Genomic DNA, 16,097 nt, shown 5'->3' on the forward strand with positions numbered 1-16,097 from the left:
TTTCCCATGCCAGATACCGAGAGTCAGCGGCCTAGCACCGCGCATGACCAGCGGGCTAAGGACGATTGGGACGCATTAGCCCACCATTACGACAGCCGCCATGGGGATGTGGGCAATGACTGGCACCGGAACCTGGTGCTGCCCACCACCCTCAACCTGCTGGGCGACATCCAGGGCAAACGAGGAATCGACCTCTGCTGCGGCAGCGGCGTCCTGGCCCGCCAGCTCGCCGCCCGTGGGGCCCAGGTCACCGGCGCCGACAGGTCGAAAACCTTCCTCTCCCTCGCCAACAAGTACGACGGCAGCGCCGATGTGGAGTGGCTCTGCTTCCCGCTAGCCGACATCGCCGAGCACGTCGAGCCGAACTCTTTCGACTTTGTGGCGTGCACGATGGCGCTAATGGACATCCCGGCCAGCGAAGACCTCTTCGCCGCCATCTCCCACTGCCTGAAGCCCCACGGAGTAGCGGTGGTGGTCACGATGCACCCAGTGTTCAAGAACCCCAGCAACCTGGAATTCGCAATCGAAGGAGAACTCGCGACCGGTGATCAACGGGAAGGAATCATCATCTCCCACTACCTCACTCCGATGGCCCAGGAAGTCGAAGGAATGCCCGGTCAGCCCCAAAAGCAGCTCAACTTCCATCGCTCCATCTCCCATGAGCTGAATCTCGCCTTCGACGCTGGCCTAGCTGTGGACGGCTTCACCGAAGTCACCAAGAGCGCCCTAGAAGAGACCCCCACCCAACACACCGACTTCTTCATCCCGCCCACCCTCGAAGACGAAATCCCCGTACTCCTAGGACTCCGCTTCAGGCCATCACCCTGGTAGGCCTGTTCGAAGCCTGAGCTCCTGTGGATATGTGGATATCACTGTGGATTCAGTCATTATCAATGATTTTCAATATACAGAGAAGTTTGCAGTCGGACCACTAGGATTGGAAGAGATGGGCAAAATCGTCTTTGGCGACAACCTGCCGGTGTTGCAAGGCTTGCTCGACGGCAGCGTCGACCTCATCTACATTGATCCGCCGTTCAACACCGGCAAGCGCCAGGAGCGCGACCGGATCAAGACGGTGCACGATGAGGCCAATGGTGACCGGACCGGCTTCGCTGGGCGCCGCTATCAGACGATCCACCTCGGCAAGTCAGGCTATGAGGACGCCTTCGACGACTACTTGGGCTTTCTTGCCCCCCGATTCGAGGAAGCCCATCGGGTGCTCGCCGCCACCGGCAGCTTCTTCCTGCACATCGACTACCGCGAGGTCCACTACTGCAAGGTGCTGCTCGACCAGATCTTCGGCCGAAACTCCTTCATGAACGAGATCATCTGGGCCTACGACTACGGGGCCCGCTCCAAGAAGAAGTGGTCAGCCAAACACGACAGCATCCTGTGGTACGCCAAAGACCCGTCCGACTACACGTTCTGCTACGAGGAGATGGACAGAATCCCCTACATGGCCCCCGGCCTGGTCGGCAAGGAGAAGGCCGCCCGGGGCAAGACCCCCACCGACGTATGGTGGCACACCATCGTCAGCCCCAACGGCAAAGAGAAAACCGGCTACGCCACCCAAAAGCCCCTCGGCGTCCTCGAGCGCCTCGTGAAGGTCCACTCCAAACCCGGCGACCTCCTACTCGACTTCTTCGCCGGCAGCGGCACCCTAGGAGAAGCCGCCGCCAACCACGGCCGCGACTACCTCCTCATCGACAACAACCCCGAAGCCATCCAAACCATGATCAACCGCCTAGTCCCCACCAACCCTGAGCTCGTGGGCTGCGACACGCTGCTTGACAAGGCATAGGGCTGAACTCTTCACCTGACCGATCCCATCTCGTAGACCCTGAACCGGCGGGTTGTTGCCCCGGGTTAGGTTTCAACAACTCCTTGAAAGATGTGCTCGTGATGCCAAGCGAGGTATGGATCCCCTGGGCGCTCGGCCTGCTCGGGAATGATCAATTTCCGCTTGAGCGCTTGACCGAAGTACTGATCGACCCCAGGATCGGCGCGCGTGCTGATTTCGAGGTTTGGTGCCCGGTGGACCCTCAGTCCACCGTTGACTGTGATTAGACCCGAGTCGAAGGCAGCGTCATGTGTCGGGCAGGCGGCGACCCCGTTTCGGTGGTCCATGCGCTCCCGGTCAGTGCACGCAGACCAGGGCTTGATGTGCGATGCCACCAATAGCTTGTTTCTGGGGAGAGACCGAGGGGAGAACCCGCAGAATCCGCAGCTATGGGCAAAATTCTCCAAGACCTGTTTGGCAAACCTGTGCTGGCCGACGCGGATCTCATGCTCCGCGATGCGGGTTGTTTCTTCCTCATTGGCAAGCAAACGGGCCCGCCTCTTTGCGGCCTTGACCTCCAGGACGGCGTCAAAAGTGTGCTGCCGCGAAAGCTCTTCTTGTCCCAACAAGTCAAAGCTCTTGATGCCTTCCAAGGCAAGGAAATCAGGCAAGCGCTCAGGCCCTACTCCCATGTCACGGGCTGCGAGGAGCACCCGGTTGTACAAGTGGGGAAACTGATCGGGATCCGCGGCCATCTCGATGAAGAATCTCCACTCGTGAGCACCGGCATTGGCGCGAGAACCGTCCAGGTTCATCATTTTGTTGTTCACTGACCCAGGAGGTCGGACGAACAGTTCGGCTAGGTCGTGCAAGATCTTTGGTGCTCGATGCATCGACCCCCCTCCAAAGCGGTGAGGATCCATGACGAAGAAGAGCCCGTAGCACAGGATTGCTTCAACCGGAGTAAACGGCTCTTGGCGTGGCTTCTGCTGTCGCCTAAGTATCTGGCTCCATTGCGACCGGGCTTGCTCGACGGTGAGGTCGAGGTAGTCGCTCAGCGATCGCACCCTGCCAACGTAGCCGGCTGTTGCTTGAGGCCACACGATGCGACCCCTTGTACCTCTGAAATCTGGCAAATTGCCTGCTCAGCCGGCGCGGAGAGTGAAGTCGCTCATAGGATCAGCCCATGACGGCACTCGCGCCAGCGCCGACTATCCCAACATCATCATCTCTGGCGTCTCGATACGCCCGTGCTCTGGTAATGCCCGAAGTAGCGGTCAGGCTCCCCGCCGTCAGGGTCATGGAGTACGGGGTTACGCGACTGCCCGCTGGTCGCGTCTCGGGAGAGCGGCTCTATGACTCAGAGCACTTCTTGTTCTGGATGACTGTGATTGAGAACATGCCTGAATACACCTTCCAGCGGGCCCTGAGTTACGCCGATCCAGCAAACGTCGAAGAGTTGGCGCAGTTGGCAGGCAGACTCCGATTGGAATCGGTGGAGCCGGGCTACTGGTACCCCAGTGAAGACGAGGTATTTGCACTTTTCTCAAAGTCAGGTGAATTCGAAGGAGTGCGGGTTTCAACGCGATCGGGAGAATCCACACCTGAAGGAGCAGATTGCATCGCAAGCATGTGGTTCCCGCCCATCCTGCTGGAGAGGATGAGCTTGGCACTGTTGGCGGCTGCTTACCGGAACGCGCGAGACGACGGGTTCGCGCCACTCAACGCTGAACTTGCCGCCATCGTGCTTCCTGTCGTCGAGCAGATGGACAAATTTGCCGGACCCGCGGTGTTTATGCCTGACACCGAATACGGCCTCGGCGGCCTCTTGGAAGCCCGCCACGCCCTCAGAAGCGGCCATGCCTCCGCGTCGGCATCCGATCTCGCGACACTCGACGATCTTCTCGCCACTCATGGTGAGCGATACCGCGAATACCTCGGAGGGAAGGACGCCTACCGGCTGAGGGTTCAACTCTAGAAATTCAGCGGGCACCTACCAGGAGTGTCGTATCTCAACCGCAGATACCCTCGTGGGGGGCTGGGAGGGTTAGGAGTAATGGGATTGCGGGTTGGGCTGGCGATTCTGGGCATTGTGGCCGTGGCCGTGCTCGTGGTTGCTTGCGGGGGGACTGAGCAGGCGGTGTTGCCGTCGGAAACACCCCTGCCGACCTCTACGGAGGCTGCCAGCACTCCAGTGCCCGTGACACCCCCTCCTACAAGGGCTGCGGCCACACCAGTTCCAGCGACACCGACTTCAACGACGGTCTCGCTGACCCCACTGGCTTCGCCTTCTCCTCCTCCCACTAGCGCGCCAACTACGCCAACCCCACCAGCAACTCTGACCCCGCCTGCGCAGCTAGAGGTATTTGTGGGCGGCACCGACGACATCACCTCTCGGGTGGTGGAGAAGTTGGGGTCGATCCCTTCGGCTGAGACCATGACCGCCCTCGGTTACCTGGTGGCCAACGCCCTTGTGCCCGATGAGGGAGAGGGGGCACCGCGGATTTCAGTAGTCGAGGGGCCAGTCATCGGCGATCTGGGGGAGATCACTTTGGATGCGGTGGGGTTGGCGGATGATTCGATTCTCGGTTACCGGCTGCGTATCTTCGCCCACCTGCCGGAGGCCGAAGGTGGCTTCACCCTTAAGACAGTGGAGCGCACCTTTCTGTGTTCACGCGGGGTAATCGGCGATCTCTGCCGCTGAAATCAGAAGGGCTTTGCAGGGATGATCGATGGGCCAGGCGTGGACCCCATTTGAGGAAGCGCAACTGATGATCGTGCTGCTGTTATTCGCGAGTGGGCACTTACCAGGGTCGGCGTATCTCAACACGGGAGCTGGTGACTTCATCCGAAGCAGTGAACAACGGCAGGTCAAGATGTTCGGCGAGCACGAGGGCGGACCATGAGTCGAGGGCATCCACTGCTCCTACACCCGCCCGCGAGATGGTTTCTGCTACCAGAGGGCGAACCGGGAACCATTCGTGTACTGCGGATAGAGCAAGCCCGATCTCTACTTGAACCCTCTCCGGATTGCCCTCATGGCGAGCTGCCACAAAGCGACCAATGGTCATCGCCGACCAATCCAAAGCCAGGAACTCTGCGCCAACTGGCACCGTCCCATTCAGCACACCAGCCGCAGCCAACACTCCCCCGGCGTCGCAGACGACGCTACTGGGCATCTAGGTCGCGCAGTTGCTGGCGGATGGATTCGAACTCTGAACGGTCCATCGGCGGGTAATCGCCGGACAATTCAGCAGGTGACAAGCGTGACGCGATGCGAGTCAGCTCGTTTCGCAAGTACTGCTGCACTGAGAGACCAGCTGCCGCCGCCTGTTCTCTCAGACGTTGGCCCACGTCATCGTCGAGGTCTTTGATGTTCAGATCCATAGACAGATTCTACCATAATGGTAGAACTTTGGCGCGATCTGCATCGCTACTTGACACTTTTCGGCGAAAAGTGATGGGGAGGTGTGCATTTTTCGTCGGGTGGGAGAGGGGTGCGCGAAGCTACGGGGATGAGCACTTGGGTTGATGTGACCACGTATGGCGATCTGGTGGTGCGGGGGTCGGCGCTGTATGGGGACCAGGACGCGGTGGTCTTTCCCGACACGCGGCACAGCTTTACGTCATTGGAGGAGACCGCTCGGCGGTCGGCACGGTCGCTGTTGGGGCTGGGGGTTAGGCCTCATGACCGGGTGGGGATCCTCATGCCCAACTGCATGGACTTCATCGAGGTGATGTTCGGCGCTTCCCTTATCGGTGCTGTCCCGGTTCCCATCAACGCCCGCTTCAAGGGGCGGGAGCTGGCCTACGTCACCGAGAACGCCGATCTGAAGGTGCTGGTGACCAGCGACATCATCGACCAGTTCACCGACTATGTGGTGATTCTGCACGACTGCCTGCCCGGTTTGGCCGAGGCGTCCGACCCGGCCAATCTCGATCTTGACGTCGCTCCCGAACTCAAAGCAGTGGTGCTGCTGGGCAGCACCTCCCCCGCCGGGATGGTGGACCGAGGCGCATTCGAAGCACTCGCCGACGACGCCACCGACGACGAGGTGGAACTCCTCCGTAGCCAGGTGGCCATTCGGGATGAGGCCCTGATGATCTACACCTCAGGCACCACCGCCGAGCCCAAGGGCTGCCCTCTGAACCACGAATCGCTGGTGCGCACTGCGGTCACCGCCTGTCGGACCCGATTCGAGTTGACCGACACCGACGTGTTCTGGGACCCGCTCCCCCTGTTCCACATGAGCTCGATTCTTCCGCTCATTGGCTGCCTCGACGCGGGGTCGTCCTACGTCACCATCACCCACTTCGACCCGGCCCAGGCCATCGCCCAGATGCGCGACGAGAAGGCCACCGTGTGCTTTTCCACTTTCCCGCCGGTAACCCAGGCCATGATCAATCACCCCGACTGGGACTCCGACGAGTTCCAGCGCATCCGGCTGGTGAACAACGTGGCGCCTCCCGACGCGCTGCGGGCCATCCACGCCCTGCTCCCCTGGGCCCGCCACATGAACGCCTACGGTCTCACCGAGTGCGGCGGCGTGGTGGCCTTCTCCGGCCCCGAAGACCCGCCGGAGACCTGGGCGGTGTCGTCGGGCCGCCCGTTCCGGGGCATCGAGGTCAAGATCAAGGATCTCGAGACCCGAGAAACGCTCACCGAGCCCCACCAAGCAGGCGAGATCTGGGTGCGGGGCTACAACGTGTTCGAGGGGTACCACAAGGATCCAGAGAAGAACGCCGAGTGCTTCGACGACGAGGGCTGGTTCTTCACCGGCGACATCGGCTCACTCGACCCCGACGGGCGCATCAGCTATCTGGGCCGCACCAAGGACATGCTCAAGGTGGGGGGCGAAAACGTGGCCGCGGTGGAGATCGAGAGCTACCTCCAGACTCATCCGGCGGTGGCCATCGCCCAAGTGGTGCCCTTGCCCGACGAGAAGTACACCGAGATACCCGCCGCCTTCGTCGAGCTCAAGCCCGGGGCGGAGGCCAGCGAGGACGAGCTGATCGAGTTCTGCCGAGGCCAGATCGCCAGCTTCAAGATCCCCCGCCACGTCCAATTCGTAGCCCCCAACGAATGGCCCATGTCAGCCACAAAAATCCAAAAATTCCGCCTCGCCGAAAAGCTCCAAGCCGAACTAGGCCTATAACCCCCCAGCCAAAAGCCAATCGGCACCCCCCGACCATCTGCCCGACGGCGGAAAAAGCAACCAACCGAGGTGGGCGGGGCAGAAACCAAGGTGGGGCGGGCGATAACCCCGATAGGTGGGGCTGGGGGTGGCCCGGCTCAGGGCGCCCGCCGCCCGGACTCCATGGAGGACGGCGGGCTGGGCCGGGACAGGACCCGCAGCCCCACCGGACAAGCGCCAAGCGCGACCCGCCCCACCGGACAAGCGCTGAGCGCGCCGCCCACCGGACAAGCGCTGAGCGCGCCGCCCACCGGACGATCACCCCCCATAGCCGTCGGGCAGTTGGTCGACGTGCCAGATTTGGCTCCTCCACCAGCGCCACCTGCCGGCAATCACATCCTCGACTGTGCAGTGCGGGTGGGGCTCCAGCCAGTCGATGGTCGAGTCCACGATCTGGAACAGGCAGCCGTGCCCTGACCGGGGGCGCACATAGGTCTCCCGCCAGTGCGGCTCGCGCAGTTCGGTGTCCACCACCTCATAGCCGGCGGCCTCCAAGTCCACGATGGTGGCCTCCACGTCATCCACGAAGATGGTCACGTGGTGGAAACCCTCCCCGTGCTTCTCGATGAAGCGATGCAGGTAGCTCTCCTCGTTCAGGGGCTCCAGGAGCTCCACCTTCACGGTGTCGGGCAGCTTGAACATGGCGGTGCGGATGTCCAGCGGCACGTCGTCGCCCCCCATTACGAACTGCCCGCCGAACACATCGCGAAACAGCGGCACGGCGGCCTCAATAGAGCGCACCGCAATCCCGATGTGGTCCCAGCGTTGAATGCGGGGCGACACCGCCGGATTGGTGTCCAAACCAGCCGGATATCCGGCCTCGCCCATCGTTCTCCAGCCCATGGCCTGCCCCTCCCGGTGCTCTCACATTCTTTGGAGAGCTTCCAAGTGTGCTATCTAGCAGGGAATGGGCAAGCTAGACGAAGCCATCGCCGGACAAAGTGGATTTCCCCGGGTGATGCCCGGACTCGACCAGCCGCTCACTGTGCCCCAGAAGATCGCCTGCGCCGCCCGCATCCTCGACGCCGAGGGATACGCCCTAGATGTGGCCGGTCACATCACCGTGGTAAGGGACGACGCCGACGACGGCTCCATGTGGTGTACCCCCTACGGACTCTGGTGGAACGAGGTCACCGCTTCCGACATCTTGACGATCGATGCCGACGGCGAGGTATTGGAGGGCCGCTGGGACGTCACCCCGGCCGTGTTCATCCACACCGAGATGCACCGGGCTCGCCCCGATGCCCGGGTGGTGATCCACAACCACCCCTACTACGGCAGCCTGCTGTCCACCATGCACAAGCTGCCGGAGATAACCGACCAGCAGGCCTGCATGTTCGACGGCGACATCGCCCTGTTCGGCACCTACACCGGCGGAGTTGACGACGCCGCCGGGGGCCAGGAGATGGCCGACGCAGTGGGCGGCGCCACCGCGGTGATCCTGGCCAACCACGGGGTTCTCATCGCTGGCGAGACCACCGAGCAGGCCGTCTACCGAGCCTCCAACTTCGAGCGGGTGTGCCGCCTCAACTACGACGCCATGCAGGCGGGCCAAACCCCGGTACCGGTGCCCCCCGACCAGCGGCCCACCCTCAAGGCCGCGGTCAACAGCCACCACATGACGGTGAGGTACTTCTGGGAGGGGGCGGTGCGGCGGTTGCTCCGCGAGGCTCCCGAAGTGCTGAACTGACGGGACCAGCCATGAGCTCGAACCCCAGCACCGCCAACCCGCGCACCATCGGAGCGTGGATCCGCCACAAGGCCGAAGTCAACGCCGACCGACTGGCCCTCACCGTGGAGGGGCGGGACAAGACCTACGCCGGGGTCGATCTGGACTCCGACCGACTGGCCGCCGGTTTGGCCTCGCTCGGCCTGGGCCAGGGCGACCGCTCCTGTCTGATGATGCAGAACTCGCTGGAATGCATCGACGCCTGGTTCGCCATGAACAAGGCCGGCGTGGTGGAGGTGCCCATCAACCAGGCCTACCGGGGCCACCTGCTTGAGTACTTGATCAGCCAGTCGCGCTCTTCGGCGGTGGTCTGCGATGCCGACTACCTCGACCGCATCGCCGAGGCGGCCCCGAGCCTCCCGGGCCTAGAGCACGTGGTGGTAAGCCGGGCCGAGGGAACCGAAGACACCGGCACCCCTGATTTCCCCAGCCATGTCACTGTCCACGAACTGGCCGACTTGTACCTCGACTCCCCCGCTCCCGAGCCCGATGTGGACTACCGGGACACCGCGGTGATCCTCTACACCTCGGGTACCACCGGCCCGTCCAAGGGCGTGATGCTGTGCCACGAGGCCAACCTCAACCTGGCCCGCCACACTGTCGACCTGGTGGGCTACGACGCCGATGACGTGCTCTACACCGCCTTCCCGCTGTTCCACATCAACGCCAAGTACACCAGCGTGATGTGCGCCATGGAGGCTGACGCCCGGCTCATCATGGACCGGCGGTTCTCGGCCAGCCGATTCTGGGACCGCTGCCGGGCCGACGGCATCACCGCCTTCAACTACCAGGGCGGGCTGCTGATGATGCTGTGGAAGCAGCCCGAGAGGGCCGACGACGCCGACAACCCGGTGCGAAACGGCTTCGGCGCCCCCTGCCCGATCGAGATCTGGGAGCCGTTCGAGGAGCGCTTCGGGGTGCATCTCAGCGAGGTGTACGGCATGACCGAGGTGGCCATCACCACCGAGAACCGCCGGGGCATGCGCAAGATCGGCACCGCCGGCCGGGAATCGGCCCTGTACCACGTGGCGGTGGTGGATCCTGAAGACCGCCCGGTGCCCCCCAACACCGCCGGCGAGATCGTGGTGCGGCCCAAGAAGCCCCACATCATGATCGACAGCTACTTCGACATGCCCGACGTCACGGTAAAGACCTTCCGCAATCTGTGGTTCCACACCGGCGACCGGGGGCGCCTCGACGAGGACGGCTACCTCACTTTCATCGACCGCATGAAGGACTGCGTGCGCCGCCGAGGCGAAAACATCTCCTCCTATGAGGTTGAGGCGGTGATCAACACCTGCGACGCCGTGCTGGAGTCAGCGGTGATCGGCGTTCCCTCCGAACTGGGCGAAGAAGAGGTAATGGCCGTGGTGGTGCTCAAGCCCGACCACCAGCTCTCCGAGACCGAACTTCTCGACTTCTGCGTCCCCCGCATGGCCCATTTCGCCGTCCCCCGGTTCGTCCGCTGGTGTGACGACCTGCCCAAGACCCCCTCCGAGCGGGTCCAGAAGTTCAAGCTCCGCGAGGAGGGCGTCACCGCGGACACCTGGGACCGCGACGAAGCGGGCTACGTCGTCCCCCGCTAGCCAGCCACAAAATCGGGATTCGGCGTGAACGTCAGCGGCAGCGAGGTCAATCCTCGGGTATAGACCCCGGTCTCCTCCTGCTCGTAGCCGTCGGCATAGGCGATGTCGTCCATGGCGTCTAGCAGGGCGTCCATAGCCACGGTCAGCTCGGCCCGGGCCAGCATCGATCCCACGCAGAAGTGGCGGCCCAGGGCGAACGCGGTGTGGTCGGCCGCCGCGGTGAACGCCTTGTCGAACTCCATGTCGGAGCGGTGGATGTTGAACCGGTCGGGCTCGTCGAAGGCCTCCGGATCCCGGTTGGCCGCACCCAGCAGCAACTCCAGGGTGTGGCCCGCGGCCACCGTGCCTCCGGAGAACTCCACATCCTCATCGGTGTGGCGCATGATCATCTGCACCGGCCCGGTGAACCGCAGCGTCTCGGCGAAGGCCGGGCCGATGAGCTGGCGGTCGGCCCGCACCTCAGCCATCTGCTCGGGATTGTCCAGCAGATTCCGCATGGTCAAGGTGATGGCCTTCTCGGTGGTCTCCCCGCCAGCGGTCAACAGCAGGCTGCAAAAGCCCCGGATGTCGTCGTCGCTCATCTGCACGCCGTCGAACTCCTTGGTCACCATGGCGGTGAGCAGGTCGTCGCCGGGGTTGGCCCGCCGCTCGGCGATCTTGGGCATGAGGTACTCCCCCATCTCCACCCGGGCGGCCATGCCCCGCCGGTTCTTCTCCTCGTCGCCGGTGATGTTGGACACGAAGTCCATGATCATCGTGTACCACTCGTAGAACTGGGGCACGTCCTCCATGGGGAGGTCGAGGAGCTGCACGATCACGCCGATCGGGTAGTAGGTGCTGAACCGCTTGCACAGGTCCACTTCCCCGTCGGCCAAGAACTCGCCGATCTGCTGGCGGGCCGCCGTGGTGATGGCGGGCACGATGCTCTGCTCCAGGTAGCTGCCCCGAAAGATCGGGTTCACGATGCCCCGGTACGACGAGTGCTCCTTGCCCTCCATCTGCAAGATGGTGCGTCCGTGCACCGGCTCGGTCTGCCACTCGTAGTTGCGGCTGGAGATCTGGGGGTTGCGAAACGCCCCGGCCACATCCTCGTAGCGGCTGATCACGAAGGCCTGGGTGCCCTCGTGCCACATCACGGGAAACTCGTCGCGCAGCACCTTGTAGAACGGGTAGGGATCGGCGTCGTACTCGGGCGAGAGGATGTCTGGGGCGTCAGTCATGGGCCGTATAGTACGGCGGGCTGCAAGAACTTCAAGAATGGCCAGTCAGGGGGAAGCGGAAGATCTCATGAGCAAAGTCACGACACTGGAAGAGGCGGCGGCGTCGATCCCCGACGGCGCCACCGTGGCCATCGGCGGCCTGTCAATGAACAGCGCCCCCATGGCCCTGGTGCGCGAGCTGGTGCGCCAGCAGAAGAAAGACCTCGACTTGGTGGCCATCGTGTCGGGCATGGCGGTGGACTGGCTGGTGGCCGGGGGCTGCGTGCGCCGGGTGCTCGCCGGGCTGGTCAGCTTCGAGGGCCTGGGACTGGCCCCCAACTTCCGAGCGGCGGTGCAGTCGGGGCAGGTGGCCATTGAGGAGTACAGCGAGCATCTGTTGATTTGCCGACTCCAGGCCCAGAGCTACAACCTGCCGTTCATGCCCACCAAGGCCGGACTGGGCACCGACGTGCTCGGCCTGCACGCCGAAAGCGGCGCGGTGCGGGAGGAGAAAGACGGTCCCACCGGCGAGCATTACGTGGCCTGCACTCGCCTTCCGGTGGATGTGGCCCTGGTCCACGCCCACGAGGCCGACGAGCGGGGAAACACCAGGGTAAATCCCAAGTTGGTGTGGATGGACAACGAGATCGTGAACGCGGCCGCCCGCACGGTGGCCTCGGTGGAGCGAGTGGTGGACACCGCGGCCTTCACGGCCGAGCCGGAGCGCACGACGTACCCGAGGTTCATGATCGACACGGTGGCCCCGGCCCCGATGGGTGCCTACCCCTGCTCGAGCTTCCCCGACTACGGCCATGACTCCGGATTCTTCACGGAATACTCCCAGGCGGCCCGAGACCGGGAGACGTTCACCCAGTTCTTCCAGGAACGAGTGGTGGGGCCGGAGACCTGGGAAGACTTCCTGGCCGTCAACAGCGTAGCCACAGGGGCCTCGGCATGAGCGCCCCGGTCCCCGGCTACGACTGCACCATGGACGAGTTGATGGTGGTGACCTTCTCCCGGGCCATGTCCAACGACACCCGGGCATTCAACGGAGCGGTGTCGTTCATCCCCGTGTGCGGCTACCTGCTGGCCCGGCGCACCCATGCCCCCGAGTTGGTATGGGCCGCCAGTTCCATCGCCGTCGACGCCGACCCCGATGAGATCGGCGACTCCACCCTGTCGGACTCGCTGTGGGGCGGGGCCTCCATGCTGAGCAACTCCCCGTTCGACTTCTGGAGCTACGCCCAAGGGGCCCGCTACAACACCTTTGCCTTCCGGGGCGCGCAGATGGACGCCTACGGCAACGTGAACAACACGGTGATCGGCCCCTACGACGCCCCCAAGGTGCGACTGCCCGGCGGCGGCGGCATGGCCGACCTCGGGGCCATGATCCCCCGCATCTACCTGTGGTCGTCCACCCACGACCCCCGGACCTTCGTAGACCAGCTCCACTTCCGCTCCGGCATCGGCTGGGGCGACGGCGGCGACCACCGGGAGCGCATGGGCATGCCCGGCGGACCGCAGCTGTGCATCACCAACCTGTGCGTGTTCGACTTCGAACCTTCCAGCAAGCGGATGCGCCTCGCGTCGCTGCACCCCGGCGTGACCGCTGAGCAGGTGCAGGAGGCCACCGGCTTCGAGGTGCTGATGCCCGGCGGTGATATTCCCACCACGGCGGAGCCCACCGCTGAGGAGTTGCACATCCTGCGCACCGAGGTGGACCCGACCAGCGCCCGCCTCCGGGAGTTCTGAAGATGAGAGTCTCTGGTTCTGTAGCTCTAGTCACTGGCGGGGCCTCCGGTTTGGGCGCCGGGGTGGTGAACACCCTGGTCGACAAAGGCGGCCGGGCGGTGATCTTGGACCTGCCCTCCTCGGCCGGGCAGGCCATGGCCAATGACATGGGCGACGCGGTGGCCTTCGTCCCCGTCAATGTCACTGACTCTGATGACGTCGGGCAGGCCGTGGCCGCCGCGGCTGAGGCTCACGGTCGGGTCGATCTGCTGGTGAGCTGCGCGGGGATCAGCTCCGGGCAGCGGGTGGTCTCCCGCGACGGCACGCCCAACTCCTTGGACCACTTCCGCCAGCACATCGAGGTGAATCTGATCGGGCTGTTCGACGTGGCCCGCTATGCGGTTTCGGCCATGTCGGCCAACGAGCCCAACGAAGACGGTGAGCGGGGCCTCATCGTGAACATAGCCTCCATCGCGGGCTACGAGGGCCAAGTGGGCCAGTCGGCCTATGGATCGTCGAAGGCCGGAGTGATCGGCCTGACCCTGCCCATGGCCCGCGATCTGGCGGTGTGGGGCATCCGGGTGATGACCATCGCTCCCGGCACCATGGACACTCCCATGCTGGCCACCCTCAACGAGGAGTTCATCGCCAAGCTGGTGGAAGACAACGTGTTCCCCCACCGACTGGGAACTCCCGCGGATGTTGGGAACCTCGTCGTCCACTTCATGGAGAACACTTTTCTCAACGGCGAGGTTGTGCGGCTGGACGCAGGGTTGCGGCTCACCACGCGGTGATCCACCGGGCCGGCGGGTCCTGTCACCTGCGGCGGCTTGGCCGTCGGAGCGGCCAAGCCCGCCTCCGGCGCCACCCACCGGCCCTCTCGTCGATTCTTGCTAGGCCAGCATTCCGCCGTCGATTACCAGGACGGCTCCGGTGATGTAGGAGGCGGCTGGGGAGGCGAGGAACGCTACTGGCAGGGCGACTTCTTCGGCGGTGGCCCAGCGGCCGAGGGGGATGCCGATGCCGGCCTCGGCTACCACCGCGTCTTTGTCGTAGCTGTCCCACCCGCTGGTGTCGACGAAGCCAGGGGCCACTGCGTTCACCCGGACGCCGTGAGGGGCCCACTCCCGGGCCAGAGCCTTGGTCTGCTGGAACAGGCCGCCCTTGGCCGCCGAGTAGGCCGCCATACCCGGAAGATGGCGCAAGCCCGACAGCGAGCCCACGTTGACGATGCTGCCCCCGCCCCGCTCGATCATCGATCGCCCGAACGCCTGCGAAACCAAGAACGGCGCGGTCAGGTTGAGGGCCACGGTCTTCGACCAGCCCGGTTCGTTGATGTCGAGCACCGGAGCGGTGAAACGGGCCCCGCCCGCGTTGTTGATGAGGATGTCTATGGGGCCAATCCCCTCGCCAATGGCCTCGGCGGTGACTGACACCGCGTCGGGATCGGTCACATCGCAGGGGGAGACAGAAACTTCTGCGCCGCCATCTCTCAACTCGCCGGCCAACTCCTCCAACCGCTCGACCCGGCGGGCCACCAGCCCGACTCGAGCCCCTTGGTCAGCCAACACCCGGGCGATGGCCCCGCCGATGTCGCCGGTCGCTCCGGTGACCACCGCGCCCAAACCCTCCAAAGGCTGCGCCGTGCTCATGTGAGGCTCACCGGCAAGTGCTCCAGTCCCCGGCTCAACATGGTGGGCACCCACACCTCCGGCTCGGGCCCCAGCTCCAAATTGGGCAGGCGGCGGACCAGCGCCTCCAGGGCGATCGTCCCCTCGAGGCGAGCCACCGACGCGCCCAGGCAGAAGTGCAGCCCGAAGCCGAAGCCGATGTGGTTGTTGGGGTCGCGGGAGATGTCGAATCGGTCGGGCTGGTCGAAGGCCTCGGGATCCCGGTTGGCAGCGTGCTGCACCAAATACACCATGTCGCCCGCGGGGAGCGTCTTGTCGCCCATGTCCACCTCATCGGCCAGGGTGCGGACCTCCATCTTGGACGGCCCGTCGAACCGCAGGATCTCCTCCACCGCCGGCTTGATCAGCGAGAGGTCTTCCCGCAGCTTCTGGAGCTGGCCGGGATGGTTGAGCAGCACCCGGATGCCGTTGCCGATCAGGTTGGTGGTGGTCTCGTGGCCGCCGAAGAGGAACAGCACGCAGTTGGCCACGATCTCGGGGTCTTCCAGGCTGTCGTCGCCCTCTGAGGCCTCCACCAGGTTGGAGATGATGTTGTCGGCTGGATGCTGTCGGTAATGGGCCACCAGGTCGCCCAGGTAGGCGGCCAGCTCGATAAGTCCCTGCTGGGCTCGGGCCCGACGGTCCCCCACGCCGCGGGCGCCAAACACCAGGATCATCACATCGTCGGACCAGTCTTTGAACCGGTCGCGGTCTTCGGCGGGCACCCCCATCATCTCGGCGATGACCACCGCGGGGATTGGATAGGCAAAGTCCTCAATCAGGTCGAAGTGCTCCTCGTCGGACAAGCCGTCGATCAGCTCATCGACCACGCCGGTCACTCGATCCCGCCAAGCCTCCACCGCTCGGGGGGTGAAGGCCCGGCTCACCAATCGCCGCAGCCGGGTGTGGTCGGGCGGATCCCGGAACACCAGCCAGTCCATCAAGATGTCGTAGGTGGGCTGGCGCTGGGCCTTCTGCTCGTCGGTTAGACGGTCGTAGGCCGCGCCGATGCGCTCGGAAGAGAACCGGGGATCTCGCAACGCGTCGAGCACGTCGTCGTAGCGGTGGATGAACCACGCTCGGTACTTCTCATTCCAGTGAACCGGGTCGTGCTCGCGGAGCACAGAGAAATAGGAATGGGGATCGGCGATCCGCTCCGGCGACAAGACCTCATCGTCGATAGCCAAGGTTTGCCGATCGCTCACCG

The 16,097-nt window shown here is 64.2% G+C and carries 16 protein-coding genes; 10 read left to right on the forward strand and 6 right to left on the reverse strand.

Translation table 11 applies throughout. The annotated features are described in order from the left end of the window. Nucleotides 1–6: 6 nt before the first annotated feature. Nucleotides 7–831: a class I SAM-dependent methyltransferase gene (locus ACOGJC_RS15805; protein ID WP_419845955.1), complete on the forward strand. Its 825-nt coding sequence runs from the start codon at nt 7–9 to the stop codon at nt 829–831. A gap of 115 nt (nt 832–946) precedes the next feature. Next, nucleotides 947–1,801 carry a DNA-methyltransferase gene (locus tag ACOGJC_RS15810; protein WP_419845956.1) on the forward strand — a complete coding sequence of 285 codons (855 nt, stop codon included), beginning with the start codon at nt 947–949 and terminating at the stop codon, nt 1,799–1,801. A gap of 65 nt (nt 1,802–1,866) precedes the next feature. Here the strand turns inward: ACOGJC_RS15810 and ACOGJC_RS15815 are convergent, their stop codons facing one another. Further along, nucleotides 1,867–2,847, reverse strand: a complete 981-nt coding sequence (locus tag ACOGJC_RS15815) for an HNH endonuclease (protein WP_419845957.1) — start codon at nt 2,845–2,847, stop codon at nt 1,867–1,869. A gap of 119 nt (nt 2,848–2,966) precedes the next feature. Between ACOGJC_RS15815 and ACOGJC_RS15820 the strand changes: the two genes are divergently transcribed. Together ACOGJC_RS15820 and ACOGJC_RS15825 are read left to right on the forward strand one after the other, a co-directional pair. Continuing rightward, nucleotides 2,967–3,758 carry a hypothetical protein gene (locus ACOGJC_RS15820; protein ID WP_419845958.1) on the forward strand — a complete coding sequence of 264 codons (792 nt, stop codon included), beginning with the start codon at nt 2,967–2,969 and terminating at the stop codon, nt 3,756–3,758. Nucleotides 3,759–4,148: 390 nt separating this feature from the next. Continuing rightward, nucleotides 4,149–4,484, forward strand: a complete 336-nt coding sequence (locus ACOGJC_RS15825; protein WP_419845959.1) for a hypothetical protein — start codon at nt 4,149–4,151, stop codon at nt 4,482–4,484. A 464-nt stretch (nt 4,485–4,948) separates the two neighbouring features. On the opposite strand, the gene ACOGJC_RS15830 is transcribed toward ACOGJC_RS15825, so the two are convergent. Next, nucleotides 4,949–5,167, reverse strand: coding sequence for a FitA-like ribbon-helix-helix domain-containing protein (locus ACOGJC_RS15830; RefSeq protein ID WP_419845960.1), 219 nt, complete (start codon nt 5,165–5,167; stop codon nt 4,949–4,951). A 128-nt stretch (nt 5,168–5,295) separates the two neighbouring features. On the opposite strand from ACOGJC_RS15830, the gene ACOGJC_RS15835 reads away from it, so the two are divergent. Beyond that, nucleotides 5,296–6,936: an AMP-binding protein gene (locus tag ACOGJC_RS15835; RefSeq protein WP_419845961.1), complete on the forward strand. Its 1,641-nt coding sequence runs from the start codon at nt 5,296–5,298 to the stop codon at nt 6,934–6,936. Between the two features lie 297 nt (nt 6,937–7,233). On the opposite strand, the gene ACOGJC_RS15840 is transcribed toward ACOGJC_RS15835, so the two are convergent. Continuing rightward, nucleotides 7,234–7,818, reverse strand: a complete 585-nt coding sequence (locus ACOGJC_RS15840; RefSeq protein WP_419845962.1) for a VOC family protein — start codon at nt 7,816–7,818, stop codon at nt 7,234–7,236. A gap of 64 nt (nt 7,819–7,882) precedes the next feature. Between ACOGJC_RS15840 and ACOGJC_RS15845 the strand changes: the two genes are divergently transcribed. Then, nucleotides 7,883–8,665 (forward strand): class II aldolase/adducin family protein, encoded by a 783-nt coding sequence (locus ACOGJC_RS15845; RefSeq protein ID WP_419845963.1) that lies wholly within the window; start codon nt 7,883–7,885, stop codon nt 8,663–8,665. Nucleotides 8,666–8,676: 11 nt separating this feature from the next. Further along, a complete protein-coding gene (locus ACOGJC_RS15850) occupies nt 8,677–10,290 on the forward strand; it encodes an AMP-binding protein (protein WP_419845964.1) in 1,614 nt (537 codons plus the stop codon). Here ACOGJC_RS15850 and ACOGJC_RS15855 read toward each other — a convergent pair. Next, complete coding sequence (locus ACOGJC_RS15855; protein WP_419845965.1) at nt 10,287–11,510, reverse strand: cytochrome P450; 1,224 nt, start codon at nt 11,508–11,510, stop codon at nt 10,287–10,289. The two genes, ACOGJC_RS15850 and ACOGJC_RS15855, sit on opposite strands and share 4 nt — an antisense overlap. Before the next feature lie 67 nt (nt 11,511–11,577). Between ACOGJC_RS15855 and ACOGJC_RS15860 the strand changes: the two genes are divergently transcribed. The 3 genes from ACOGJC_RS15860 to ACOGJC_RS15870 are packed head-to-tail and all read left to right on the forward strand — an operon-like array spanning nt 11,578 to nt 14,014. After that, a complete protein-coding gene (locus ACOGJC_RS15860) occupies nt 11,578–12,447 on the forward strand; it encodes a CoA transferase subunit A (protein WP_419845966.1) in 870 nt (289 codons plus the stop codon). After that, a complete protein-coding gene (locus tag ACOGJC_RS15865; protein ID WP_419845967.1) occupies nt 12,444–13,241 on the forward strand; it encodes a CoA-transferase subunit beta in 798 nt (265 codons plus the stop codon). Before ACOGJC_RS15860 ends, ACOGJC_RS15865 begins: the two co-directional genes overlap by 4 nt. A gap of 2 nt (nt 13,242–13,243) precedes the next feature. Next, nucleotides 13,244–14,014, forward strand: coding sequence for an SDR family NAD(P)-dependent oxidoreductase (locus ACOGJC_RS15870; RefSeq protein WP_419845968.1), 771 nt, complete (start codon nt 13,244–13,246; stop codon nt 14,012–14,014). Nucleotides 14,015–14,113: 99 nt separating this feature from the next. Here the strand turns inward: ACOGJC_RS15870 and ACOGJC_RS15875 are convergent, their stop codons facing one another. After that, nucleotides 14,114–14,872, reverse strand: coding sequence for an SDR family NAD(P)-dependent oxidoreductase (locus ACOGJC_RS15875; RefSeq protein ID WP_419845969.1), 759 nt, complete (start codon nt 14,870–14,872; stop codon nt 14,114–14,116). After that, entirely contained in the window at nt 14,869–16,095 is a 1,227-nt protein-coding gene (locus tag ACOGJC_RS15880; RefSeq protein ID WP_419845970.1) for a cytochrome P450, read from the reverse strand. Before ACOGJC_RS15880 ends, ACOGJC_RS15875 begins: the two co-directional genes overlap by 4 nt. Between the last annotated feature and the right edge of the window lie 2 nt (nt 16,096–16,097).

This window comes from Candidatus Poriferisocius sp. (assembly GCF_965204015.1).
In the GTDB taxonomy this organism is placed as follows: domain Bacteria; phylum Actinomycetota; class Acidimicrobiia; order Acidimicrobiales; family Bin134; genus Poriferisocius.

Coding starts and splice junctions, on each gene's coding strand:
- ACOGJC_RS15805 (WP_419845955.1), top strand. CDS start 7: ATGCCAGATACCGAGAGTCAGCGGCCTAGCACCGCGCATGACCAGCGG.
- ACOGJC_RS15870 (WP_419845968.1), top strand. CDS start 13,244: ATGAGAGTCTCTGGTTCTGTAGCTCTAGTCACTGGCGGGGCCTCCGGT.
- ACOGJC_RS15850 (WP_419845964.1), top strand. CDS start 8,677: ATGAGCTCGAACCCCAGCACCGCCAACCCGCGCACCATCGGAGCGTGG.
- ACOGJC_RS15835 (WP_419845961.1), top strand. CDS start 5,296: ATGAGCACTTGGGTTGATGTGACCACGTATGGCGATCTGGTGGTGCGG.
- ACOGJC_RS15860 (WP_419845966.1), top strand. CDS start 11,578: ATGAGCAAAGTCACGACACTGGAAGAGGCGGCGGCGTCGATCCCCGAC.
- ACOGJC_RS15865 (WP_419845967.1), top strand. CDS start 12,444: ATGAGCGCCCCGGTCCCCGGCTACGACTGCACCATGGACGAGTTGATG.
- ACOGJC_RS15875 (WP_419845969.1), bottom strand. CDS start 14,872: ATGAGCACGGCGCAGCCTTTGGAGGGTTTGGGCGCGGTGGTCACCGGA.
- ACOGJC_RS15840 (WP_419845962.1), bottom strand. CDS start 7,818: ATGGGCTGGAGAACGATGGGCGAGGCCGGATATCCGGCTGGTTTGGAC.
- ACOGJC_RS15810 (WP_419845956.1), top strand. CDS start 947: ATGGGCAAAATCGTCTTTGGCGACAACCTGCCGGTGTTGCAAGGCTTG.
- ACOGJC_RS15820 (WP_419845958.1), top strand. CDS start 2,967: ATGACGGCACTCGCGCCAGCGCCGACTATCCCAACATCATCATCTCTG.
- ACOGJC_RS15855 (WP_419845965.1), bottom strand. CDS start 11,510: ATGACTGACGCCCCAGACATCCTCTCGCCCGAGTACGACGCCGATCCC.
- ACOGJC_RS15845 (WP_419845963.1), top strand. CDS start 7,883: ATGGGCAAGCTAGACGAAGCCATCGCCGGACAAAGTGGATTTCCCCGG.
- ACOGJC_RS15830 (WP_419845960.1), bottom strand. CDS start 5,167: ATGGATCTGAACATCAAAGACCTCGACGATGACGTGGGCCAACGTCTG.